24 protein-coding genes are annotated in these 21,698 nt (G+C 68.8%); 10 read left to right on the top strand and 14 right to left on the bottom strand.

What is annotated here, in order from left to right; all coding sequences use genetic code 11:
* Positions 1–62: 62 nt before the first annotated feature.
* The 3 genes from ilvD to H7A85_RS17200 all read right to left on the bottom strand — a co-directional run bounded on the left by ilvD (position 63) and on the right by H7A85_RS17200 (position 3,666).
* Complete coding sequence (gene ilvD / locus H7A85_RS17190) at positions 63–1,907, bottom strand: dihydroxy-acid dehydratase (protein WP_182087193.1); 1,845 nt, start codon at positions 1,905–1,907, stop codon at positions 63–65.
* A 172-nt stretch (positions 1,908–2,079) separates the two neighbouring features.
* Positions 2,080–2,877 carry a class II glutamine amidotransferase gene (locus tag H7A85_RS17195; protein ID WP_182087194.1) on the bottom strand — a complete coding sequence of 266 codons (798 nt, stop codon included), beginning with the start codon at positions 2,875–2,877 and terminating at the stop codon, positions 2,080–2,082.
* Between the two features lie 63 nt (positions 2,878–2,940).
* Positions 2,941–3,666 (bottom strand): aspartate/glutamate racemase family protein, encoded by a 726-nt coding sequence (locus tag H7A85_RS17200; RefSeq protein WP_182087195.1) that lies wholly within the window; start codon positions 3,664–3,666, stop codon positions 2,941–2,943.
* A 163-nt stretch (positions 3,667–3,829) separates the two neighbouring features.
* Here H7A85_RS17200 and H7A85_RS17205 point away from each other — a divergent pair, with 163 nt between their 5' ends.
* Positions 3,830–4,291, top strand: coding sequence for an Lrp/AsnC family transcriptional regulator (locus H7A85_RS17205; protein WP_182087196.1), 462 nt, complete (start codon positions 3,830–3,832; stop codon positions 4,289–4,291).
* A 168-nt stretch (positions 4,292–4,459) separates the two neighbouring features.
* Positions 4,460–5,398, top strand: a complete 939-nt coding sequence (locus H7A85_RS17210) for a DUF1402 family protein (protein ID WP_182087197.1) — start codon at positions 4,460–4,462, stop codon at positions 5,396–5,398.
* 193 nt (positions 5,399–5,591) lie between these two features.
* Here the strand turns inward: H7A85_RS17210 and H7A85_RS17215 are convergent, their stop codons facing one another.
* Genes H7A85_RS17215 through H7A85_RS17230 form a run of 4 tightly spaced genes read right to left on the bottom strand, consistent with a single transcriptional unit; the run spans position 5,592 to position 8,400 of the window.
* Entirely contained in the window at positions 5,592–5,996 is a 405-nt protein-coding gene (locus H7A85_RS17215) for a helix-turn-helix transcriptional regulator (protein WP_182087198.1), read from the bottom strand.
* A complete protein-coding gene (locus H7A85_RS17220) occupies positions 5,993–6,538 on the bottom strand; it encodes a Smr/MutS family protein (protein ID WP_182087199.1) in 546 nt (181 codons plus the stop codon). The genes H7A85_RS17215 and H7A85_RS17220 overlap by 4 nt, the downstream gene beginning before the upstream one ends.
* Positions 6,535–7,671: an MltA domain-containing protein gene (locus tag H7A85_RS17225; RefSeq protein ID WP_182087200.1), complete on the bottom strand. Its 1,137-nt coding sequence runs from the start codon at positions 7,669–7,671 to the stop codon at positions 6,535–6,537. Before H7A85_RS17225 ends, H7A85_RS17220 begins: the two co-directional genes overlap by 4 nt.
* A gap of 30 nt (positions 7,672–7,701) precedes the next feature.
* Positions 7,702–8,400 (bottom strand): Tim44/TimA family putative adaptor protein, encoded by a 699-nt coding sequence (locus H7A85_RS17230; protein WP_182087201.1) that lies wholly within the window; start codon positions 8,398–8,400, stop codon positions 7,702–7,704.
* A 171-nt stretch (positions 8,401–8,571) separates the two neighbouring features.
* Between H7A85_RS17230 and H7A85_RS17235 the strand changes: the two genes are divergently transcribed.
* Positions 8,572–9,087, top strand: coding sequence for an FxsA family protein (locus H7A85_RS17235; RefSeq protein WP_182087202.1), 516 nt, complete (start codon positions 8,572–8,574; stop codon positions 9,085–9,087).
* A 160-nt stretch (positions 9,088–9,247) separates the two neighbouring features.
* Positions 9,248–9,766 (top strand): protein-export chaperone SecB, encoded by a 519-nt coding sequence (secB, locus tag H7A85_RS17240; RefSeq protein ID WP_182087203.1) that lies wholly within the window; start codon positions 9,248–9,250, stop codon positions 9,764–9,766.
* Between the two features lie 48 nt (positions 9,767–9,814).
* Here the strand turns inward: secB and H7A85_RS17245 are convergent, their stop codons facing one another.
* The 7 genes from H7A85_RS17245 to H7A85_RS17275 form a co-directional block, all read right to left on the bottom strand.
* Complete coding sequence (locus H7A85_RS17245) at positions 9,815–10,912, bottom strand: alpha/beta fold hydrolase (protein ID WP_182087204.1); 1,098 nt, start codon at positions 10,910–10,912, stop codon at positions 9,815–9,817.
* Positions 10,913–11,054: 142 nt separating this feature from the next.
* The gene (locus tag H7A85_RS17250; RefSeq protein WP_182087205.1) at positions 11,055–11,393 is read right to left on the bottom strand and encodes a hypothetical protein; all 339 of its coding nucleotides are present in this window, start codon (positions 11,391–11,393) and stop codon (positions 11,055–11,057) included.
* Between the two features lie 37 nt (positions 11,394–11,430).
* Positions 11,431–12,336, bottom strand: a complete 906-nt coding sequence (locus H7A85_RS17255; protein ID WP_182087206.1) for an EamA family transporter — start codon at positions 12,334–12,336, stop codon at positions 11,431–11,433.
* A gap of 105 nt (positions 12,337–12,441) precedes the next feature.
* A complete protein-coding gene (gene dnaQ, locus H7A85_RS17260; RefSeq protein ID WP_182087207.1) occupies positions 12,442–13,155 on the bottom strand; it encodes a DNA polymerase III subunit epsilon in 714 nt (237 codons plus the stop codon).
* 63 nt (positions 13,156–13,218) lie between these two features.
* A complete protein-coding gene (coaE, locus tag H7A85_RS17265; RefSeq protein WP_182087208.1) occupies positions 13,219–13,806 on the bottom strand; it encodes a dephospho-CoA kinase in 588 nt (195 codons plus the stop codon).
* Complete coding sequence (locus H7A85_RS17270) at positions 13,803–14,639, bottom strand: shikimate dehydrogenase (RefSeq protein WP_182087209.1); 837 nt, start codon at positions 14,637–14,639, stop codon at positions 13,803–13,805. The genes coaE and H7A85_RS17270 overlap by 4 nt, the downstream gene beginning before the upstream one ends.
* Positions 14,632–15,231 carry a Maf-like protein gene (locus H7A85_RS17275; protein ID WP_182087210.1) on the bottom strand — a complete coding sequence of 200 codons (600 nt, stop codon included), beginning with the start codon at positions 15,229–15,231 and terminating at the stop codon, positions 14,632–14,634. Before H7A85_RS17275 ends, H7A85_RS17270 begins: the two co-directional genes overlap by 8 nt.
* A 595-nt stretch (positions 15,232–15,826) precedes the next feature.
* On the opposite strand from H7A85_RS17275, the gene hemE reads away from it, so the two are divergent.
* The 6 genes from hemE (at position 15,827) to mnmE (ending at position 21,691) form a co-directional block, all read left to right on the top strand.
* Positions 15,827–16,849 carry a uroporphyrinogen decarboxylase gene (hemE, locus tag H7A85_RS17280; protein WP_182087211.1) on the top strand — a complete coding sequence of 341 codons (1,023 nt, stop codon included), beginning with the start codon at positions 15,827–15,829 and terminating at the stop codon, positions 16,847–16,849.
* A 295-nt stretch (positions 16,850–17,144) separates the two neighbouring features.
* On the top strand, positions 17,145–17,675 hold the full coding sequence (gene hemJ / locus H7A85_RS17285; protein ID WP_182087212.1) for a protoporphyrinogen oxidase HemJ: 531 nt from the start codon (positions 17,145–17,147) through the stop codon (positions 17,673–17,675).
* A gap of 125 nt (positions 17,676–17,800) precedes the next feature.
* Entirely contained in the window at positions 17,801–18,301 is a 501-nt protein-coding gene (locus tag H7A85_RS17290) for a gluconokinase (protein WP_182087268.1), read from the top strand.
* A 227-nt stretch (positions 18,302–18,528) separates the two neighbouring features.
* Positions 18,529–19,794, top strand: coding sequence for a transcription termination factor Rho (rho, locus tag H7A85_RS17295; RefSeq protein WP_182087213.1), 1,266 nt, complete (start codon positions 18,529–18,531; stop codon positions 19,792–19,794).
* 107 nt (positions 19,795–19,901) lie between these two features.
* Positions 19,902–20,387 carry a YbaK/EbsC family protein gene (locus tag H7A85_RS17300; protein WP_182087214.1) on the top strand — a complete coding sequence of 162 codons (486 nt, stop codon included), beginning with the start codon at positions 19,902–19,904 and terminating at the stop codon, positions 20,385–20,387.
* A complete protein-coding gene (gene mnmE / locus H7A85_RS17305) occupies positions 20,384–21,691 on the top strand; it encodes a tRNA uridine-5-carboxymethylaminomethyl(34) synthesis GTPase MnmE (RefSeq protein ID WP_182087215.1) in 1,308 nt (435 codons plus the stop codon). The genes H7A85_RS17300 and mnmE overlap by 4 nt, the downstream gene beginning before the upstream one ends.
* Positions 21,692–21,698 lie beyond the last annotated feature (7 nt).

Here is a 21,698-nt window from a genome sequence, read left to right on the forward strand (position 1 = left end):
ACGCGAAAAGGCGCCGACCCCGGGGGCCGACGCCTTGCAGCGATCGTCGCGACGAGGCCGGCTCAGTCGAGCTGGCGAACCGCGCCCTTGGCCGCGCTCGTCGCCATGGAGGCGTAGGCGCGCAGCGCCAGCGTCACCTTGCGCTTGCGGATCTCGGTCGGCTTCCAGGCGTCCGCGCCGCGTTCAGTCATCTCGGCCCGGCGGCGCGCGATCTCGGCGTCGTCGACGGCCAGATGGATGCGCCGGTTGGGAATGTCGATCTCGATCGGATCGCCCTCCTCGACGAGCCCGATCAGCCCGCCTTCGGCCGCTTCCGGCGAGACGTGGCCGATGGACAGGCCCGACGAGCCGCCCGAGAAGCGCCCGTCGGTGACGAGCGCGCAGGCCTTTCCGAGGCCCTTCGACTTCAGATAGCTCGTCGGGTAGAGCATTTCCTGCATGCCCGGCCCGCCGCGCGGCCCCTCGTAGCGGATCAGCACGATATCGCCGGGCGTCACCTCGTTGGACAAGATCGACTTCACCGCCGCGTCCTGGCTCTCGTAGACGCGCGCGCGCCCGTTGAACGTGAGGATGCTCTCGTCGACGCCCGCCGTCTTCACGATGCAGCCGTCCTCGGCGAGATTGCCGAAGAGGACGGCGAGGCCCCCGTCCTGGCTGAACGCGTGCTCGCGGTCGCGGATGACGCCCCCGGCGCGGTCGGTGTCGAGCTCCTTCCAGCGAGCGTTCTGGCTGAAGGCGACCTGGGTCGGCACGCCACCCGGCGCCGCGCTGAAGAGCTTCAGCGCCCTTGCGTCCCGGCTCGTCGCGATATCCCACTTGGCGATGGCCTCGCGCATCGTCGCGGTGTGGACGGTCGGCACGTCGAGATTGAGAAGGCCGGCCCGGGCGAGTTCGCCCAGAATCGCCATGATGCCGCCCGCGCGGTGGACGTCCTCCATGTGGACGTCGGCCTTGGCCGGCGCGACCTTGGACAGGCAGGGCACGCGGCGCGACATGCGGTCGATGTCGGCCATGGTGAAGTCGACCTCGGCCTCGTGCGCGGCGGCGAGAATATGGAGAACGGTGTTGGTCGAGCCGCCCATGGCGATGTCGAGCGCCATCGCGTTCTCGAAGGCGGCCTTGGTGGCGATGGAGCGCGGCAGCGCCGTCTCGTCATCGCCCTCGTAGTAGCGCTTGGCGAGCGCCACGATGCGCTGCCCGGCCTCCAGGAACAGGTCCTCGCGGTCGGCATGGGTGGCGAGCGTCGAGCCGTTGCCGGGCAAGGAAAGCCCCAGCGCTTCCGTCAGGCAGTTCATCGAATTGGCGGTGAACATCCCCGAGCACGAGCCGCAGGTCGGGCAGGCCGAGCGCTCGATGACCTGGACGTCGGCATCCGACATCCGGTCGTCGGCGGCGGCCACCATGGCGTCGACGAGGTCGAGCGCATGGATCTTGCCGTCGCTGAGCTTGACCTTGCCCGCTTCCATCGGGCCGCCGGACACGAACACGACGGGAATGTTGAGCCGGAGCGAGGCCATCAGCATGCCCGGCGTGATCTTGTCGCAGTTGGAAATGCAGACCATGGCGTCGGCGCAGTGCGCGTTGACCATGTATTCCACCGAGTCCGCGATCAGCTCGCGCGAGGGGAGCGAGTAGAGCATCCCGTCGTGGCCCATCGCGATGCCGTCGTCGACCGCGATCGTGTTGAACTCCTTGGCGACGCCGCCGGCCGCCTCGATCTCGCGCGCCACGAGCTGGCCGAGATCCTTGAGGTGGACATGGCCCGGCACGAACTGGGTGAACGAGTTCACCACGGCGATGATCGGCTTGCCGAAATCCTCGTCCTTCATGCCCGTGGCACGCCAAAGGCCGCGTGCGCCCGCCATGTTGCGGCCGTGCGTGGTGGTGCGGGAGCGATAATGGGGCATGGGTCGGGGCCTTTCCTCTAGAGGCGTACCCGGCATTACACCTGTTGACGCCTCGCGCCAACCGTCAATTTGAAAACGGCGATAATCGTTCCAGACGACCGGGAATCCGGCCGTTCCGCAAAGGACTTAAGATCGTGGCAAATGGGCGGGGCGTGCCGCAATCGCGCCACGATCAGGCGGCGTGCCGCGCCCGGACGCATGCTTGGGGGCCGACCTCGAAGGCACGCAGCCAGGCCCCCTCCGGCCCCGCTTCCAGGACGCTGCCGGGCGGCAGGGCCGACCAAAGGCTCGGGTCGTCGCCGCAGGGCTCGGAGGCGACGAGGACGCCGCCCGCCTCGACGCGCCAATACAAGGACGGCGGCTGGCCGTCGCTCGCCCAGCGAAAGGCGAAGAGCCGTCGCCCGTCGGTGTGGACGGCGGCAAAGCGCGTCGGCTCGGCGCCTTCCGCCTTCAGGGCCTCCACGGTGCCGAGCGTCCGGGCATAGGCGCCGGCGGGGTCGCGCTCCAGCCCGTGGGCGAGGGCTGCCAGAAACAGCGCCTCGGAATCGCAGGTGCCGCGCCGGCTCTCGTAGGCGGCGTCGGGGATCATCGCCTCCACCTGTCGGCGCAGGCGCCCGTAGTCGCCGATCTGGCCGTTGTGCATGAAGAGGTGTCGCCCGAGCGCGAACGGATGGCAGTTGGCGGTGGACACGCCCCCGGAGGTCGCCGCGCGCACATGGGCCAGAAACAGGCCGGAGCGGATCTGCCCGCAGAGCGAGGCGAGGTTGGCGTCCGACCAGGCCGGCAGGACGCCCCGATAAAGGCCGGGCTCGGGCCGCTCTCCGTACCAGCCGAGGCCGCAGCCGTCGCCGTTGACCACCGTGCGCGCCTCTCGCGCGGCCAGCGACTGCGACACGAGCGAGCCTTCGGGCCGGATCAGGAGGTCCTCCAGAAACAGCGGCGTTCCGAGATAGGCGAGAAGACGGCACATCGGCGAGCGGTCCTGCGGCGAGCGGTCCTGTTCCCTGGGGATGGAGCCCCGAAGGGACCGACCCTACGCCGCCTTCCGTTCGCGAGGCTGGCCGGCTTCCCCCAGCGCGAAGCGGCTGGCGGCCGCCACATGGATCGCGGTGGAATCGAAGCCGGGCAGGACCTGCGCGGCGGGGTCCAGCGACAGGACGATCTCCGTGCAGCCGAGGATGACGCTGTCGGCGCCCGCCTCCCGCCCGCGCTCCACAATGGCCTGGAGCTGGCGACGCGAGGCATCGAGGACGCGGCCGGCGCAAAGCTCCTCGAAGATGATGCGATGGACGCTCTCGCGGTCCTCCGCCTTCGGCACCATGGGGCGGATGCCGGTGGATGCTTCCATCCGGTCGGCGTAGAAGCCGTGCTCCATCGTGTAGCGGGTGGCCAGGAGCAGCGGACGCCGACGCCCCGCCGACGCCAGCGACGCGCCCGTTTCCTCGATGATGTCGACCAGCGGAATGGAAACGGCGGCCTGAACCTCCGCCGACACGAGGTGCATCGTGTTGGTGCAGATCAGGACGCAGTCGGCGCCCGCGCGCTCCAGCCGGCGCGCGCTGTCGCAAAGCGCCTCGGCCGCCAGATCCCAGCGGCCCGCGCGTTGCATCTCGACGATCTCGGCGAAGTTGACGGAATGCAGGAGGATGTCGGCCGAATGAAGCGGACCTTCCACCGCCCGCACCGTCTCGTTCAGGAGGCGATAATAGACCGCCGTGGATTCCCAGCTCATCCCGCCGATCAGTCCAATACGCTTCATAGCTTATACCCCATCCGAGTTCGAACGTAGACTACCGCGCGCCTTGTGCAATCGGTTCGCCAATTCGGGGAAGCGAAGGGCTATCGATGCACATTGGAAGCGCCCAACCGGCTTTCGGCGCTATTCAGTTGCGCCCAACGCCGAAACACTGCATTCCACCGGCATGCTCGATGATCGCGACCGACTGCTTCTCGACCTTCTCCAAGAGGATGCCGACCGCCCGGTCGGGGAACTGGCCGAGCGAGCCGCCCTGTCCCCATCCGCCTGCTCGCGGCGCATCCAGCGCCTGCGCGACGAGGGCTACGTGAAGCGCCGCGTCGCGCTGGTGGACCGGCGGCGGATCAACCTTCCGACCACCGTCTTCGTCATCGTCAAGACCTCGCGCCATTCCGGCGGGTGGCTCGAAGAGTTTAAGTCGGCGCTCGCCGCGATCCCCGAGATCGTCGAGGTCCACCGGCTGACCGGGAACGTCGATTACATCCTGAAGATCGTCCTGCCCGACGTCGAGCACTACGACACGATCTACAAGCGTTTGGTGTCGCGCATCGAGCTGTTCGACGTGTCGGCCTATATCTCGATGGAGACGGTGAAGTCGGAAACCGCCGTGCCGACGCGCTACGCCTGATCCGGCCGAAATGTTTCACGTGAAGCAATCGGTGCTTCTGTGTCCGATCGGGCGCACCTGAGATCTCGGTTCGGCACCCTTTCCCAGCTCGGACGGGTTTTTGATTTTCCTACGAGGCTGAATGCGCTAGCGCGAGGGGATAGGTGCCGCATGTCCCGGAACCGGTCGATGATCCGTCCCATTCTTCTCGCTCTCAGTCTTTGCCTCGCCATGCCGGCGCTCGGTGCCGTGCGGGTGCCGCCCGGCAACCGGCATGCCGAGCAACCCGCCATCCCCGGCGGGTCGAGCTCGCGCACCAAGGCGACACGCTCGAGCTTCGAGGCGAAGTACCGCAAGATCCACGATCTCCTGGCCGAAAACCGCGATCTCCAGGACAAGATCCGCCGCGCCGCACGGGCCTACGGAATCCAGCCGATCCACATCGCCGGCGCGCTGGTCGGAGAGCACACCTACAATGTCGATGCGCTGGACCGGCTGCAGACCTACTACGTCAAGGCCGCCTCGTATCTGACCTCCGGCGTCGCCTTCGCCTATCGCGGCGAGACGGTGGCCGATTTCGTCGCCCGGCCCCAGTTCGCGACATGCGCGGGCGCGAAGAACGACACCGCCCTCTGGTCCTGCCGGGAGCGCGTGTTCGAGACGCGCTTCCGGGGGCGCACGGTGGACGGCACCGCCTTCCCCGACAACCGCTTCGGCGCGGTGTTCTTCCAGCCCTTCTATGCCGGGCAGACCTTCGGCCTCGGTCAGCTCAACCCGCTGACGGCGCTCTCGGTGTCCGATATCGTCCATCGCCGTTCGGGCTATCCCGAGCTCGACATGCGGGATGCCGGCGAGGTCTACGAGGCGATCATGGATCCCGACAAGACGCTGGCCTACATGGCGGCGGTGATCCGCACTTCGATCGACGCCTACACGCAAGTCGCGGGCTTCGACATTTCCGACAATCCCGGGGTCGTGGCGACGCTCTACAATGTCGGCGACCCGTATGGCCGCGCCGCCCGGCTCGCGGCCGAGAACCGCTCGGGCTCCCGCCGCCTGCCGGAGGAGAACTACTACGGCTGGCTGGTCAACGAGAAGCTCGCCGAGCTCAAGGCGATCTTTCCTTGAGAGACTGGTTCGGAAGTCCCTGGCGGAGGATCGGCGAGGAATTTTCGTTCCTTGCTAGGAGCCGAGCGCAGTCGATGCCGCCGGCATCGGCGAGCGTCCGAAGGGCGGGCGAGACCAGTGGCTCGCCCCGAAGCAACGAAGCGGGGCGCGAAAAGAATCGGCGAGCCGACCCGGCGGACTTTCGAAACAGTCTCTAAGCCTTCTGGCGCCGGCGCGCCTCGCGCTGGGCGGCTTCGGCGCGCGCCACCGCTTCGAGCAGCAGCGTGTCGAGGGCGGCGATGTCCTCGGCGCTCAGAAGGGCGATGGATTCGGCCAGACGGTTGGCGAAAGCCGTGGCGCCGGGCCCGAGGCTCCCGGTTTCCAGCACCACCTTGGGATGGCTGAGCTCGGCGAGGCGTTCCAGCTCTTCCGCGTCGTCCCAGATGACGTGGAGAAAGCCGATGATGCGCTGGAGCATCGACCAGGTCGGGCGCCCGCGCTTGCCGTGCTCGAGCTGGGAGAGATAGGCGCCGGACACGCCGAGCGCCTTGGCCATCTCGCCTTGCGTCACCCCGCGCGCGGCGCGCAGCTCGCGCACCTTTTCGCCGAACGGGGTCATCGCCGCCGCACCCGCACATAGAAGGCCCCCTCGCCGCCATGGCCGCGCTCGGCTTGCTCGAAGCCCGACACGAGGGCGCGGAACTCCGGGGTCGAGAACCAGTGCGGCAGGGCGCGCCGGAGCGAGCCGGTGGAGCCGAACGAGGCGCCGCGCCCGGTGATCACCAGGACGTGGCGGAACTGGCTGGTCTGCGCGCGGCGCAGGAAGAACAGGAGCGCGCCGTGGGCGATCGCCTCCGTCTGGCCGTGGAGGTCGATGCGGTCCTCCAGCTCGATCCGCCCCTTGCCGATCTTGCGCCGCGTCGGGCGCTCGATCGGGTGGAGGGCGGGCGCCGTGGAAGGCACCGCGCGCTGCCCGGCTCGGGCGGCGGAGGTCGTCGGCAGGCTCGGGATCGGCTTCGACAGCGGCACCGCGGGTTCGGGCGCCGGCACAGGCTCCGGCGGCGGCTCGGGCATCGTCTTGCCGTGCAGCGGCACGGCGGAGCGCGCGACGCTCGCCCACAGGCGCTTTTCCTCGCCCGACAGATCGCGCCGCCGTCTCATCGGCCCGCCTCGGCGAGGGCCACGGGCAGGAGCGCCGTGAAGGCGGCGGGATGGCGGATCGCACCGGCGATCGCGCCAGCCGCCAGGCCCGACCCGACGAAGAGGTCGCCGCGCGCGGGGCCCAGAATGGCCGAGCCGGTGTCCTGCGCCACCACGAGCCGGCGGAACGGCCGGTCTTCGATCGCGAGCCCCGGCGCATCGACGAAGACGGGCATGCCGTAGGGATGGATCGCGGCATCCACCGCCAGCGAGCCGAGCGGGGTGAGCGGCACGCCGGCGCCGCCGATCGGCCCCTCGCCTTCGCGCGCTTCCACTTCGCGAAAGAAGATGAAGGAGCGGTTCTGGTGGAGAAGCGCTTGCGTCTCGCCGGGATGGGCGGCGAGCCAGCGCCGGATGCCGGCCATATCGGCCTCTTCCAGCGGCAGCGCCCCGCGCGACACGAGAACGCGGCCGATCGCGGTGAAGCGGTGGCCGTTCTTGGCGTCGTAGCCGACGCGCATCGTCTCGCCTCCGGGCAGGGAAAGCCGTGCCGAGCCCTGGATGTGGACGAAGAAGGCGTCCACCGGGTTTTCCAGCCAGACGAGTTCCAGCCCGCGCCCGCGCAGCCAACCGCCGTCGATCGCCGCGCGGTCGGGATAGGGGCGCAGGCGCCCGTCCTCGGCTCGCCACGCAAAGCGCGTTTCCCCGTCCATCCCGTCGAGGCGCGTCTCAGTCGGAAGCCGCACGAGATCGCCGGGCGTCCGGTAGAGCGGAACCGAGAAGCGCGCGCTGCGCTCGCGCGAGGCCGGCAGTTCCGGCTCGTAGTAGCCTGTCAGGAAGCCGGGCGCGGGAGCCCCGCCGTCCAGAATGGCGAAGGGCCGGAAGAAACGCTCGAAGAAGGTGCGCGCTTCGCGCTGCGTCGGCGGCCCCTTCGCTTCCAGCGCCCGTTCGGCGGCGGGGGCGAAATGGGCGGGGCCGAGCCCGGAGCGCGCCGAGGCTGTGTCGGCGCGAAGGATGGATGGCGCGGAACGCAGAAACGCGGCGAAGGCCGGTCGAGGGTCGGCATCGCGCCAACCGGCCAGCGTGTCGAACGACCGCTCGGCGAAGCGCCGGCGCCACGAAGCGTCCGGCTGGGGAGGGGTGGAGGCGGACATCGCGGGACTGTCCCGGATCGATGGGACGGATCAGTCCTCGGATTCGGTTTCCACGAGCTTCCAGTTCGGATCGCGCGAGCGCGTGTCGCGGGCAAACGTCCAGAGGTCGATGACTTCGACCACGGTTTCCGGGTCGCCGTCCACCACGGTGCCGTCGCTCTTCAGAGTCGCGGAAATCAGCTGCGACACGAGCCGCACGGTGACGAGCGCCTCGCGATCCTTCATCTCGGCACCGGTGACGGTCGCCTCGTTGATGCCGATGAACGAGGACTGGAGCCGTTCGCCCTTGGCCTCGCGATCCGTGATCGAGGCGTCGAAGCCGCCGTAGACCTCCGGCGACAGGAGGTTCTTGAGGAGCTTGCGGTCGCCGTCGGCGAAGGCCGTCACCACCATCTCGTAGGCGATCTTGGCGCCGTCCACGAACTCGGCGACATCGAAGGCGGGATCGGCGTCCTTGATGCGACGAAGCCCTTCGTTGGCGGGGGTGCCGGGCAGCGCCACCTTGTCGATCGCCTCATAGGGGGAGGCAGCGGCGGGCGCGTCGTCCGCGTTGACGCGGCGCGACGGAAGGGTGACGACGTTGCCCTGCGAGGGAGCCGCCCCGTCGCTCGGCCGGGAATAGGGGTCGAAAGGCGGGCGCTCGTTGCCCGTGCGCCGGCCGAGCACGGACCGCAGCTGATACAGGACGATCGCCGCCACCACGATGAAGAAGATCGTCCCGAAGCCCATGAAATTCCGTTCGCCTATGATCAGACCAGGACGCTGGTCACGCGGGTTTCATATAGTCCGCCGGGCCCTTCCATTCAAATTCACGAAAGCGCGTCTTATCTAGGGTGCGAATTTCGGACGCGGGCGACTTCCCTCCCGCGTACAACCCTGCCGAGGAGATTTCGTTTCCCGATGCCGCTGATCCTTCTTCCCCTGTCGCTCCTGGCGCTGCCGCTTCTGGAGATCGGGGTCTTCATCTGGGTCGGCGGCCGGATCGGCGTCGGCTGGACGCTGCTTCTCGTGGTCGCCTCCGTGGTGCTCGGTGCGGTTCTCCTCAAGCGTCAGACCTTGTCGACCCTCCAGGCGGCCAGAGCCCAGGCGCGCGCCGGCCGGGTGCCGGAGCGCGAGATCGTGCACGGCGCGATGATCGGCTTGGCCGGCATCCTCCTGATCCTGCCCGGCTTCCTGACCGACATCGCCGGCCTTCTCCTGTTCCTGCCCCCGGTGCGCGACCTCGTCTGGCGCCAGCTGCGCTCGCGCATCAAGGTGGTGACGCCGCAGCGGCGCGACGCGCCCTATCGCCCGAACGCGGGTCCGGAGGTGATCGATCTTTCGGGCGGCGAGTTCCGGCGCCGCGAGGGCGAGGGCGACAGCCCGTGGCGGGAGATCACGGACGAAGATCCGAAGGGCCCGCGCACCCTGCACTGAAGCCCCTGGGAAGCCCCTAGGGCGCGGGCGCGCTTGTTTCCGCCCCCGACCCCGTGATAGCTGCCGCGACAGCGGCGAGCGTCCTCAAACGGTCGCCAACACCCGAACGCGGCCAACACCCGAACGCGGCCGACGCGACACGCTTCAGGGAGGACCCTCCATGTCCCAGATCGACAACACCTCGACGAACGGCGCCAACGGAGCCAACGGCTCGGCCGCGCCCGAGCAGCCGGCCCTCAACATCCTCGCCCAGTACATCAAGGACCTCTCCTTCGAGAGCCCGAAGGCGCCGGCCTCCTTGCGCGGCCAGACCCGCGCGCCGGGCATCAACATCGGCGTCAACGTCGGGGCCAACCCGGTTCAGGGCGGCGATCAGGAATACGACGTGCGCCTGACCTTGAACGCGCGCGCCGGCGAGGGCGCGGAAACGCTGTTCCACGTCGAGCTCGAATATGGCGGCGTGTTCCGCCTCGCCGGCTTCCCGCAGGAGCACATGCTGCCCGTGCTCTTCATCGAGTGCCCGCGTCTTCTCTTCCCGTTCGCGCGCCAGATCGTCGCCGACGTGACGCGCAATGCCGGCTTCCCGCCGCTGATGATCGACCCGATCGATTTTGCCGCCCTCTTCACCCAGCGCCTCGCCGAAGAGCGCGCCAAGGCACAGGTCCAGCCGGTCGCCTGAGGGCGGCCACGAAGAATTTCGAACTTCCGGGCGTTCGCGCCCGGAGGTTCAGGTCCCGCCGAGAATCCGGCTGGCCAAGACGAACGGGCTGGCCACGGTCGCCCCCGCCGCATCGAACACATAGGCCCCGGCGCGCCCGATCGAGCCGAGCGGCCCGCCGTCCCTCGCCGCTTCCCGCGACTGCAGCGCCGCGAAGCGGACGAAGCGGTCGTGCCGCGCCCCGTCGCCCGCCGTGACCGACGAGATGTCGACGATGCGAAGGTTCGCCCTCGTCGCGACGGCCTGCAGCTCTGGATCGCCGACATCCACCGCCCCGACGCGCCCGCGATTTCCCGAAAGCCGCCGTGAAAGGGCCAGCGCCCGATCGTCTCCCGCGACCAGAAGCGTCAGCGGCGGATCGAGCGGCCCGACGACGTCGAGCTGCCGGCGGAACACGTCGACGTCGATGTCGGGCGCGGCCAGCGCGACGTCGAAGCGGGCGATCAGCGCATCGCGCTTTTCGAGGCGCAACTGGCGAAGGGTTTCCATCACCAGCCAGCCGCCCATGCTGTGGCCGGCGAGGAAGATCCGGCCGCTGGTCTTCGTTCGGCCGACGATCTTCATCACCTCCGCCAGATCGTCGCGGGCATAGGTCGCCGCGTCCCGGTCCGCGACATAGCCTGTGACGGCACCTTCCGAGGGCCAGGAAAACAGGATCGGCACATCGACGCCCGCCGTGTCGGCGGAAAGCTGGGCGGTGCGGAAGGCCGCCTCCGCCAGAGTGTAGTTGTAGCCGTGGACGAAGATGCCGATCGTGCCCTTGGGGCCCGCGCGTGCCGCAATAGTGCGGGCGAAGGCGGCCTTGTCCAGCACCCGTCGCCCCGTCACCACGAAGCTCCGGGACGGATCGCCGGCGCCCGCCTCGCTCCACTCGACGGCTCCGCTCTGGTGGTCCGGCGGAACGGAGACCGTCAGTTCCATGTAGTTCAAGGCCGCCCGTTCGACGGCGGTGCCGACGGCCTTCTCCTCCAGCGGCGCGGGGTCGGTGGCCACGAAGATCGTGACCTGCCGGGCACCGGACGGGGCGCTACCGCCCGGCGCCAGGGCCGTGTCCCCGGGGCGGGTCGCGCAGCCCGCCGTCAGAAGAACGACGAGCAGCAGGAGCACGAGGGCAAGGTTCGGCCGCAGCCGAAGGGCCGAGCATCGAAAAGGGAAGGACGGGGCGGACGGGACCATGCTCAAGCGTTTCGGACCGGCTCGTTCAGCGGATTGATGTCTACAGGGCTCGAACGCTCGATCATATCGAACATCAAAGGAACAGACCCGAGCCACCGAGCCGCTCCGTCCCGCGCGTCGCCGTCCAGGCGTTGCCGGCCTCGTCGCTCGCGATCTCGAACAGCCAGCCGTCGCCCAGATCGATCCGCACACGCATCTCGCTCGGCGTGTAGCCGATCTCGGCGCTGTATTCGCGATCCTTGTGGGTGACGACGAAACGCCCCCTCGGATCGTCGAGAAGGCTCGGGTCGTGGGGCGATCCGGTGAAGACGCAGTCGATCGTACCGGCCGGCGGCCATTCGCCCTCGTGGGCGGCGAACAGGAGGAAACCGAGGTCGTCCTCGTCCCGCGTCCGGATCACGAAACTGGTCATGGCTTGTGTTTCCTCCCTGCCGTTCGAAATCTCGAAGCTAGCCGCGTTGGCTTCGCGCGCCAGCCCTTGCCTGCCAGCGCGGATACAGGAGGCCGAGAACGAGCCCGGACAGGACGAGGAGCGCGGCGCCGACCTTCCAGAAGGGCAGGGGCTCGCCGAGAATCCAGGCCGAGGCGCCCATGCCGAACACGGGGACGAGAAGCGCGAGCGGGGTGACGAGGGCTGCCGGGTGGCGCGACAGGAGCCAGCCCCAGGCGGCATAGCCGAACAGGGTGTTGCCGACCGACTGCCAGGCGACCGCGGCCCAGGTGCCGGCATCGGCCGCCGCCAGCCCGCGCGCGATCGCCGCCGGCCCTTCCAGGAGAAGCGAGAGGGCGAGAAGCGGCGGGGCGGAAAAGAGGCCCGCCCAGGCGACATAGGGCAGCATGTTGGTGACCCCGCCCCGGCGCGCGACCGTGTTGCCGCCCGCCCAGGATAAAGCCGCCAGGAGCACGAGCGCGAGACCGAGCGGCGTGGTCGTCCCGTCGGTATGGGTGAGGATCACGAGAAGGCCGGCGAGACCGAGCGCCAGCGCCACCCATTGGAAGGGCCGCACCGTTTCGCCCGACAGGCGCATGGCGAGACCGATGGTGAAGAACACCTGCGCCTGGATGACGAGGGATGCGAGCCCCGGCGAGATTTCGCTGCGCATCGCCACGAACAGGAGACCGAACTGCCCGGCGCCGATCAGGATGGCGTAGGCGGCGAGCTGGCGCCAGGGAACGCGCGGGCGCGGCAGGACGAGCACCGCCGGAAAGGCCACGAACACGAAGCGCAGGGCGGCGAAGAGAAGCGGGGGAAGCGCTTCCAGCCCCCGGTGGATCACCACGAAGTTGGTGCCCCAGACCGCCACCACGGCAAGCCCCAGAAGAAGGTGGCGAAGCGGAAGGGTGGCCTGATTCATGGAAGGCATTCCCGGCATGGACCCGATGCGAAAGCCGGACGGACTTTCGCTTGCGGTCTCCTCTAGGCGCCCGGCCTTGCGTTGGAAAGCCTCGGAGGCCTGCCGTCAGCCTTCGTCGAAGCCGGGAACCTGACGCCACAGCGCGCCCTCGCCCATGCCTTCGACGAAGCGGCGATGCGCCTCGATCTCGGCCGCCGTCAGGCGCGGGGGGAGGGGCGCGGGGCGGGGCGGCAGGGCGCGGGTGACGCCGCCCGCCGCGTCCTCGTTCATGCGCGCCTCGTCCTCGGTGACGAGGCGAAGCGCCGACTGCCGGCCGCCGATCAGCTCGATATAGACCTGGGCGAGAAGCTCGGAATCGACGAGCGCGCCGTGCTTGTCGCGCTTGGTCGTGTCGATGGAAAAGCGCGAGCACAGGGCGTCGAGCGTGGCGGGCGCCATCGGGAACTTGCGCCGCGCCATGGTGAGCGTGTCGATCAGCCGTTCGTTCGGGATCGGCGGGCGAGCGAGGCGGGCGAGCTCGGCGTTGACGAAGCGCATGTCGAACGTGCCGTTGTGGGCGACCAGCGTCGCCCCCTCAAAGAAGGCGAGGAAATCCTCCACCACCTCGGCGAAGACCGGCTTGTCCTTGAGGAAGTCGTCGGAAATGCCGTGGATGTCGAAGGCGCCGGGATCGACCTTCCGGCCCTGCGGTCGGATGAAGCGGTGGAACTCGCGCCCCGTCGGAATGTGGTTCCAGAGCTCGATCCCACCGATCTCGATCACCCGGTCCTCGGCAAAATCGAGCCCGGTGGTTTCCGTGTCGAAGACGATCTCGCGCATGGGGTCCGGCCTTTCGGATGGTTCGCCTTTCCATGTCGGACGCGCGGGCGCGCGGCGCAAGCCTCAAGTTCGGGGGGTGAGGCTTTCCACGAGGGCGGCGACGGCGCCGCGCGCCGCGTCCAGTCCATCGCCCGTGTCGATCACGAAATCGGCCCGTCGGCGTTTCTCCGCGTCCGGCATCTGCTGGGCGAGGATGGCGTCGAATTTCGCCTCGCTCATGCCGGGGCGCGCAAGGACGCGGGCGCGCTGGACGTCGGCCGGCGCGGAAACGACGAGCGTCCGGTCGACGCGCCCCTCGCCTCCCGTTTCGAACAGGAGCGGGATGTCGAGAACCGCGAGCGGCGCGCCCGAGCCGCGCGCGGTTCTGAGAAAGGCGCGCTCCTCCTCGCGCACCAGCGGGTGCACCAGGGCTTCCAGCGCGGCCAGCGCCTCCGGATTTCCGATGACCGCCGCGCCGAGCGCCGCCCGGTCTACGACGCCGTCGCGCACCGTGCCGGGAAAGCGCGCCTCGACGAGCGGCGCGGCGCGGCCGGCATAGAGCCGATGTACCGCCGCGTCCGCCGAGTGGACGGGAACGCCAAGCGCCTCGAACATGGCGGCCGTGGTGCTTTTGCCCATGCCGATCGAGCCGGTGAGGCCGAGAACGATCATCCCGCCGGCGCCGCGATATCGCCGATCACCGCCTCGCGAAGCGTCCCGCGAACCTCGGGACGACGACCGAACCAGCGCTCGAAGCCGGGCACCGCCTGATGGAGAAGCATGCCGAGACCGTCCGCCGTTCGAAGACCGCGCGCGACGGCGGCTTCCAGGATCGGCGTTTGGAGCGGCACATAGACGATGTCGGTGACGAGCGCGCTGGCGGGCAGGGCATCCAGCGCCCGCGCGTCGGCCTGGGCGCCGTCCGAATTGGGTGCGCGCGTGTTGACCACGAGATCGGCCCCGCCCGCCAGCGCCGCGAACGCCGCTTCGCCGTCGGCCGAGACGCCGAATTCGGCCGCCAGCCGCTCGGCGCGCGCTTGCGTCCGATTGAGGACGGTGATGCGGGGAATGCCGGCCCCCTTCAGGGCATGCACCACGGCCCGCGCCGCGCCCCCCGCCCCCAGCACCAGCGCCGAGCCGGCCTCGCGCCAACCGGCGAGGCGCTCGTCGAGATTGGCGGAAAAGCCGTAGGCGTCCGTGTTGCCGCCGACGAGCGCGTCCCCCTCGAACCACAAGGTGTTCACCGCCCCGATCGCCTCGGCCGCGCCGTCGCGCCGGGCGCAGGCCGCGAACGCCGCCTCCTTATGGGGGATGGTGACGTTGCCGCCGACGAAGCCGTCGGCCCGCAGACCGCCGAGGAAGGCGCCGAACTCTTCGGGCGGCACCGCGATCCGCTCGTAAGAGCCGGGAAGTTCCAGCTCGCGCAGCCAGGTGTTGTGGATCAGCGGCGAGCGGGAATGGTGGATCGGCCAGCCGGTGACGAAGGCGCGTGGCGTGTCAGCCATCGATCGCGCCCCGCGATCGGAGCTCGGCCAGAAGCGGCAGCATGGGCAGGCCGATGATGGTGAAGAGATCGCCCTCGATGTGGCTCATCAGCCGGATCCCCAATCCTTCCACCTGATAGGCGCCGACGCTCGTCAGAACCCCATCGCCGGCCACCGCGAGATAGCGCCCGATCTCGGGGGGGCTCAACTCGCGAAAGGTGATCGAGGCGCGCGACACGTGGCGCCACACGGCCTCGCCGTCCTTGGCGAGCACCACGGCGGAGTCGAGATGATGGGTGCGCCCCGACAGCTTGAGAAGCGTGCGCCGCGCCCCTTCCATATCGGCCGGCTTGTGCAGCACCTCGTCGCCGACGGACAGGACCTGATCGGCGCCGATCACCAGGGCGCCGGGATGGCGCTCGGACACGTCCACGGCCTTCGCCTCGGCCAGAACCAGCGCCACCTCGTCCGGCGTCGCGCCCGAATCCTTCAGGGGCGCTTCCACCAACCGCTCGTCCAGCGTCGAGGGGTCCGCCATCGCCTCGATGCCGGCCTGTCGCAGAAGCGCCTGCCGGTGGCGGCTGCCGGATGCCAGAATGAGGGTTTGCGTCATCGAGCGATCCTTCCTCGCGAGCCCTCCCCGTTCATACGGGAGCGGACACCGCTTCGGAAAGCCCGAGAGCCTGGCGGACGGACTCGATTCGGCCCCTCGTGGCAAGGGAGCCCCCGCGAAAACCCCGTGATTCCGGGGCCTCTGTGGGAATCAGCGGACAAGGTCCGTCAAGCCTTGGAGCGAATTTTCGCCCCTTTTGAAAACCCCGCCGTCATCCACAGATCGGCACCCCATCCCCCCTGTGGACGAGTGCTTGTGAAAAGCGGGTCTTTCCCACTTCCGCTACACTCGCTTCGGAAAGCCAGAACCCATGCGCTCCAAGGGTTTCCAACGGCTGCGAAACGATCGCGGTGCGGCCGGGCATTCGCAGCCTTTTCCGGTGTCCCCTGTGAATTCCCATGATCCACCGACTCATAGAATCAGAATCTCTCTTTTCATGGATTTCTTTTCTAAGAGGGGAGGACGGGAAAACCTCTGCGGCCCATCTCCCGAACCGGAGGCGCCCGCCGCCAACCCTTCTGAGAAAGCACTGGACGGGGCGCCCGAGGGGCGGCATCCCTGCTCCGACAATCCTCCCGGTTTCGAAAGGTCCTTCATGGAAGAGCGAAAGCTTCTGCGCGTCCTCGCCGGCGAGACGGTGTTTCCGCCCCCCGTCTGGCTGATGCGCCAGGCCGGGCGCTACCTGCCGGAATACCGCGAGACGCGCGCCAGGGCCGGCGGCTTCCTAGACCTCTGCTACAATCCCGATCTCGCCACCGAGGTCACGCTCCAGCCGATCCGGCGCTTCGGCTTCGATGCGGCGATCCTCTTTTCCGACATCCTGGTGATCCCCGACGCGCTCCAGCGCAACGTGCGCTTCGTGCAAGGCGAAGGGCCGCAGATGGACCCGATCGCCCCCCACGAGATCGCCGCGCTCGATCCGAGCCGCGCCGAAACGCACCTCGCCCCGGTGATCGCGACCGTCGCGCGCCTGCGCGCCGAGCTTCCCCCTGAGACCGCCCTCATCGGCTTCTGCGGCGCGCCCTGGACGGTGGCGACCTACATGATCGCCGGCCACGGCACGCCCGACCAAGCCCCCGCCCGCCTCTTCGCCTACCAGCACCCGGAGGCGATGGACGAACTCCTCGCCCTCCTCGCCGAGATGAGCGCCGAATATCTGATCCGCCAGCTGGAGGCCGGGGCCGACTGCGTCCAGATCTTCGATTCCTGGGCTGGCGTCCTCGACGAGTTGTCCTTCCACCGCTTCTCGATCCGTCCGACGAAGGTGATCGTCGATCGCGTGCGCGCGGCCGTCCCCGGCGCCCGCATCATCGGCTTCCCCAAGGGCGCCGGCCCCCTCCTCCAGGCCTACCGCGAGGGCACCGGCGTCGACGCGCTCGGCCTCGACTGGTCCGTTCCCTTCTCTCACGCCGCCGAGCTCCAAAAATCCGGCCCCGTCCAAGGCAATCTCGACCCCCTCCGCCTCATCGCCGGCGGCCGAGCGCTCGACGAGGGCATCGACACCATCCTCGAGCGCCTCGGCGCCGGCCCCCTCGTCTTCAACCTCGGCCACGGCATCACCCCCAACGCCCCCATCGCCCACGTCGAAGCCTTGCTCGAACGCGTGCGGCGCGGGTAGCGGATGGAATGGCGGGGCTGCCGCCCCGGTCCCCGCTCGGGAAGGAATTCCCGAACCCTTCTTTTCGTTTGGACTTATTTCCGAGATCGGGGAGGGCCAGCGGCCCTCCCTGATCTCGGACACATCCCCAACGAAGAGGGGTCCAGGGGAAATCATTTCCCCTGGCGGGGTTTGGGGCTGAGCCCCATGCCACCCGTCCGCCAACCCTCGCCCCATGCCCTTGGACAAAGCGTCGGCTTTTGTTTGGAAGGGTTCTGGATTAGGCAGGTTGGAAGATGATGAGGGTGGTTGGTCGATGAGCGTTCAGGGGTCTTCGGAGGTGGCGAAGGATCGGTCGCTGTTGGTTTCGCTGGCGGGCGGGCTGGTTCTGGCGGTGGTGCTGTTCGGGTTCGTTCCGCTGGAAGCGGAGCTCTGGGTAAAGAGCCTGCATATCCTGGCGGTGATCTCGTGGATGGCGGGAATGCTCTATCTGCCGCGCCTCTTCGTGTACCACACGGAGGCGGGCGTCGGCTCGGCGCAGGCCGAGACGTTCAAGGTGATGGAGCGGCGCCTGATGCGCGGCATCATCAACCCGGCGATGATCGTGACCTGGGTGGCGGGACTGTGGCTGGCCTACGAGGTCTATGCGTTCCGGGGCGGCTGGCTGCATGCCAAGCTTCTGTTCGTGGTGCTCCTGTCGGGTGTGCACGGCTATCTGTCGGCCTCGCGCAAGCGCTTCGAGCGCGACGAGATCACCAAGACCAGTCGACACTGGCGCATCGTCAACGAGGTGCCGGCGCTTCTCATGGTCGCCATCGTGATCCTGGTGGTGGTGAAGCCGTTCTGACGGGCGGCGGTGCTTGCCTTTCGGCGGAGCGGCGCGATCTTGGGTGTCGTCCGTTCCATGGAGCCGCGTCCGTTCCCGTGTCCCAGCCTTCCCCCGTTTCCGGCCGCCCCACCTGTCTCGTCGTGATGGGGCCGTCGGGCACGGGCAAGACCACGACGGCCAAGGGGCTTGCCGCGCGCCTCGGTTGGCGTTTCGCGGAAGCCGACGAGTTCCATCCCCCTGCCAACATCGAGAAGATGCGGGAGGGCGTTCCCTTGAACGACGAGGACCGGGCGCCGTGGCTGGCTTCCATCCGCGACTGGATATCGGAGCGCGCGGACGCGGGGGCGAGCGTCGTGATCACCTGCTCGGCGCTGAAGCGCCGCTACCGCGACACCCTGCGCGAGGCACGCTCGCATGTGCGCTTCGTCGAGCTGGAAGGCGACATGGACGTGATCCGCGAGCGGATGGAAAAGCGCCGGGGGCACTACATGCCGCCCTCGCTCCTCGCCTCGCAGTTCGCCGATTTCCAGCCGCTGGAAGCCGATGAGGAAGGCGTGCGCGTGTCGGTCGCGCAGGCGCCGGACGCGGTGGTGGAGGATGCCCTGCACCGCCTGGGGCTCGAAGCGCAGGCCTCCTCCGCTTAGATACCCGCGCGCCCCGCCCGCTCCGATCCCATCTTGCGGGGCGTCGGCGGGTCCGCTATAGGATTCTTCGTCTATCCCGCCTCAAGGCGCGACGCGGCATGGCCGATCGTCCCGTCTGCTTCTGCCGAACCCCTCGCCTTGCTGTTCCGGCCGAGCCCATCCCCCGTTGATTTACGCCCCCATCGCCGAGCGGCCTGACGGCCCGGATGGGGTGGAGCCCTATTTCCATGTCCGAGATCAAACTCCAGGACCTCAAGAACAAGAACGCCGCCGAGCTCGTCGCCTTTGCCGAGGAGAACGAGGTCGAGAACGCGTCCGTCCTGCGCAAGCAGGAGCTGCTTTTCGCCATCCTGAAGCGCTTGGCCGCGCAGGATGTCGAGATCATCGGCGAGGGCGTCGTCGAGGTGCTGCAGGACGGCTTCGGCTTCCTGCGCAGCCCCGAGGCCAACTATCTGCCGGGCCCCGACGACATCTACATCAGCCCTTCCCAGATCCGCCGCTTCTCCTTGAAGACCGGCGACACTGTGGAAGGCACGATCCGCTCCCCAAAAGACGGCGAGCGCTATTTCGCGCTTCTCAAGGTCAATACGATCAACTTCGACGACCCGGAGCGGATCCGCCACAAGAGCCACTTCGACAACCTGACGCCGCTCTATCCGAACGAGCGGTTCAAGATGGAGAATCCGGATCCGACCAAGAAGGATCTGTCGGCCCGTGTGATCGACCTCGTCGCCCCGCTCGGCAAGGGCCAGCGCGCGCTGATCGTCGCCCCGCCGCGCACCGGCAAGACGGTGCTCCTCCAGAACATCGCCCATTCGATCACCGCCAACCATCCCGAGTGCTACCTCATCGTGCTGCTCATCGACGAGCGGCCGGAGGAAGTCACCGACATGCAGCGCTCGGTGAAGGGCGAGGTCGTGTCCTCGACCTTCGACGAGCCGGCGACGCGCCACGTCCAGGTCGCCGAGATGGTGATCGAGAAGGCCAAGCGCCTCGTCGAGCACGGGCGCGACGTGGTGATCCTTCTGGATTCCATCACGCGTCTCGGCCGCGCCTACAACACGGTGGTTCCCTCCTCCGGCAAGGTGCTGACGGGCGGCGTCGACGCCAACGCCCTCCAGCGCCCCAAGCGCTTCTTCGGCGCGGCACGCAACATCGAGGAAGGCGGCTCGCTCACCATCATCGCGACCGCGCTGATCGACACGGGCTCCCGCATGGACGAGGTGATCTTCGAGGAGTTCAAGGGCACCGGCAATTCCGAGCTCGTGCTCGACCGCAAGGTCGCCGACAAGCGCATCTTCCCGGCCATGGATATCCTCAAGTCCGGCACGCGCAAGGAGGACCTCCTCGTGCCGCGCCAGGACCTGCAGAAGATCTTCGTCCTGCGCCGCATCCTGGCGCCGATGGGCACCACGGACGCGATCGAGTTCCTCAACGACAAGCTCAAGCAGACCAAGTCCAACGCGGACTTCTTCGACTCGATGAACACGTAAGGGGGGACATTTCCCCTTTCCGAAGGCCGCCGTGGCGACACGGCGGCCTTTTTCGTGCGCGAACGGAGTGCTAGAGCCCGGCGAACAGGACAGGAGCCAGCCCCGCCATGACCGACCAGCCGAGCCGACCGGATGCGGTGCGCCGCGTCGAGATCGCGGCGCTCGCCAAAAGCCTTGCCATTCGCGTGGTGGAAACGCAGACCATCGCGCGCACGGCCGAGGAAGCCGCCGCCGCCGTGTCGGTCTCGGTCGGGCAGATCGTCAAGAGCCTCGTTTTCCGGGGCAAGGAGACGGGCACCGCCTATCTGCTTCTCGTGTCGGGCGCCAACCGGGTGAACGAGAAGGCGGTCGGCGCCGTGATCGGCGAGGCGCTCGGCCGCGCCGACGCCGATTTCGTGCGGGACGCCACGAGCTTTGCCATCGGCGGTGTCGCGCCGCTCGGGGCCCCCACGCCGCTGCGCACCTTCATGGACCGCGACCTCCTCGCGTTTCCCTTCGTCTGGGCGGCCGCCGGCACGCCGTTCCACGTGTTCGAAACGGTGCCGGACGCGCTTCGCGTCGCCTGCGACGCCGAGGTGATCGGGGTGTCATGACGGACACGATCGCCGCCCTGTCGTCCGGCACCCTGCCCGCCGGCATCGCGGTCCTGCGCGTCAGCGGGCCGGCGGCGCGCGGGGCGATGGAGAACCTCTCGGGCGGCGTTCCCGAACCGCGCCGCGCGGTCTTGCGCACGTTTCGGGGTGCCGATGGCGCGCCGATCGACCGGGGCCTCCTTCTGTTCTTCCCCGCGCCCGGCTCGGTATCGGGCGAGGATCTCGCCGAGTTTCACATTCATGGCGGGCGAGCGGTGGCGAGCGCCATGCTGGCTGCCCTCACCCGCCTTCCCGGCATCCGACTGGCGGAGGCCGGCGAGTTCACCCGCCGCGCCTTCGAGAACGGGCGGATCGACCTGACGGAAGCCGAAGGCCTTGCCGATCTCCTGGCAGCCGAAACGCAAGGCCAGCGCGCCCAGGCGCTGGCGCAGGCCGACGGCGGCATGCGCCAGTTGGCCGACGGCTGGATGCGCCGCCTTCTCCACGCCCGCGCGCTGCTGGAGGCCGATTTCGACTTTTCCGACGAAGGCGACGTGTCGGACGACGTCTCGCAAGGGGTCGCCGCCGAGATCGCGCGTCTCCTCGCCGACATGGAGGAGAGCCTTTCCGGCGCCCGGCGCGGCGAAATCTGGCGCTACGGATTCCACGTCGTGATCGCGGGCGCGCCGAACGCCGGCAAGTCCAGCCTTCTCAACGCGCTGGCCGAGCGCGAGGTCGCGATCGTCTCGCCCGTTCCCGGCACAACGCGCGACGTGATCGAGCTGCGCCTCGACCTCGGCGGCATTCCCGTGCGCTTTTCCGACACGGCGGGCCTGCGCGAGGCCGGCGACGCCGTGGAGCGCATCGGCATCGAGCGCGCCCGTGCCGCGATGGAGGCCGCCGGGCTCGTGCTTCATCTCACTGAGCCGGGCGGGACGAACGAAAACCTCGGGCTCGATCCGGCTATTCCGAGCTTGCGCATCCGCACCAAGTCCGATCTCGGCGACACGGCTTCCCGGCCGGACGCCGACCTTGCCATATCGGCGCAGACGGGCGCGGGTCTTCCCGAACTGATCGCGCGCATCGCCGCCCATGCCGGCGCGGCGGTGGGCGACCCCGCCGCCGTTCTGCCGGCGCGCGAGCGCCATCGCGAGATCATCGCGGGCACGCTTGGCCTCCTCCGGGACTTCGATACGACCCTCCCCCCGGAAATCGCCGCCGAAACCCTTCGCCTTGCCGCCGACCGGCTCGGGAGCCTGACGGGGCGAACCGGCGTCGAGGACCTTCTTGGCGTCATCTTTTCCGAGTTCTGTATCGGCAAGTAGGGGCGCG

It is taken from the genome of Aureimonas sp. ME7 (assembly GCF_903970965.1).
In the GTDB taxonomy this organism is placed as follows: Bacteria; Pseudomonadota; Alphaproteobacteria; order Rhizobiales; family Rhizobiaceae; genus Aureimonas.

Bases quoted from the DNA above. Each gene is read 5' to 3' on its own strand.
- H7A85_RS17275 (WP_182087210.1), bottom strand. From the start codon at position 15,231: ATGACGCAAACCCTCATTCTGGCATCCGGCAGCCGCCACCGGCAGGCG.
- ilvD (WP_182087193.1), bottom strand. From the start codon at position 1,907: ATGCCCCATTATCGCTCCCGCACCACCACGCACGGCCGCAACATGGCG.
- hemJ (WP_182087212.1), top strand. From the start codon at position 17,145: ATGAGCGTTCAGGGGTCTTCGGAGGTGGCGAAGGATCGGTCGCTGTTG.
- H7A85_RS17290 (WP_182087268.1), top strand. From the start codon at position 17,801: ATGGGGCCGTCGGGCACGGGCAAGACCACGACGGCCAAGGGGCTTGCC.
- hemE (WP_182087211.1), top strand. From the start codon at position 15,827: ATGGAAGAGCGAAAGCTTCTGCGCGTCCTCGCCGGCGAGACGGTGTTT.
- H7A85_RS17250 (WP_182087205.1), bottom strand. From the start codon at position 11,393: ATGACCAGTTTCGTGATCCGGACGCGGGACGAGGACGACCTCGGTTTC.
- H7A85_RS17230 (WP_182087201.1), bottom strand. From the start codon at position 8,400: ATGGGCTTCGGGACGATCTTCTTCATCGTGGTGGCGGCGATCGTCCTG.
- H7A85_RS17195 (WP_182087194.1), bottom strand. From the start codon at position 2,877: ATGTGCCGTCTTCTCGCCTATCTCGGAACGCCGCTGTTTCTGGAGGAC.
- mnmE (WP_182087215.1), top strand. From the start codon at position 20,384: ATGACGGACACGATCGCCGCCCTGTCGTCCGGCACCCTGCCCGCCGGC.
- H7A85_RS17215 (WP_182087198.1), bottom strand. From the start codon at position 5,996: ATGACCCCGTTCGGCGAAAAGGTGCGCGAGCTGCGCGCCGCGCGCGGG.
- coaE (WP_182087208.1), bottom strand. From the start codon at position 13,806: ATGATCGTTCTCGGCCTCACCGGCTCGATCGGCATGGGCAAAAGCACC.
- H7A85_RS17225 (WP_182087200.1), bottom strand. From the start codon at position 7,671: ATGTCCGCCTCCACCCCTCCCCAGCCGGACGCTTCGTGGCGCCGGCGC.
- H7A85_RS17205 (WP_182087196.1), top strand. From the start codon at position 3,830: ATGCTCGATGATCGCGACCGACTGCTTCTCGACCTTCTCCAAGAGGAT.
- H7A85_RS17255 (WP_182087206.1), bottom strand. From the start codon at position 12,336: ATGAATCAGGCCACCCTTCCGCTTCGCCACCTTCTTCTGGGGCTTGCC.
- H7A85_RS17220 (WP_182087199.1), bottom strand. From the start codon at position 6,538: ATGAGACGGCGGCGCGATCTGTCGGGCGAGGAAAAGCGCCTGTGGGCG.
- rho (WP_182087213.1), top strand. From the start codon at position 18,529: ATGTCCGAGATCAAACTCCAGGACCTCAAGAACAAGAACGCCGCCGAG.
- H7A85_RS17300 (WP_182087214.1), top strand. From the start codon at position 19,902: ATGACCGACCAGCCGAGCCGACCGGATGCGGTGCGCCGCGTCGAGATC.
- dnaQ (WP_182087207.1), bottom strand. From the start codon at position 13,155: ATGCGCGAGATCGTCTTCGACACGGAAACCACCGGGCTCGATTTTGCC.
- H7A85_RS17210 (WP_182087197.1), top strand. From the start codon at position 4,460: ATGATCCGTCCCATTCTTCTCGCTCTCAGTCTTTGCCTCGCCATGCCG.
- secB (WP_182087203.1), top strand. From the start codon at position 9,248: ATGTCCCAGATCGACAACACCTCGACGAACGGCGCCAACGGAGCCAAC.
- H7A85_RS17270 (WP_182087209.1), bottom strand. From the start codon at position 14,639: ATGGCTGACACGCCACGCGCCTTCGTCACCGGCTGGCCGATCCACCAT.
- H7A85_RS17200 (WP_182087195.1), bottom strand. From the start codon at position 3,666: ATGAAGCGTATTGGACTGATCGGCGGGATGAGCTGGGAATCCACGGCG.
- H7A85_RS17235 (WP_182087202.1), top strand. From the start codon at position 8,572: ATGCCGCTGATCCTTCTTCCCCTGTCGCTCCTGGCGCTGCCGCTTCTG.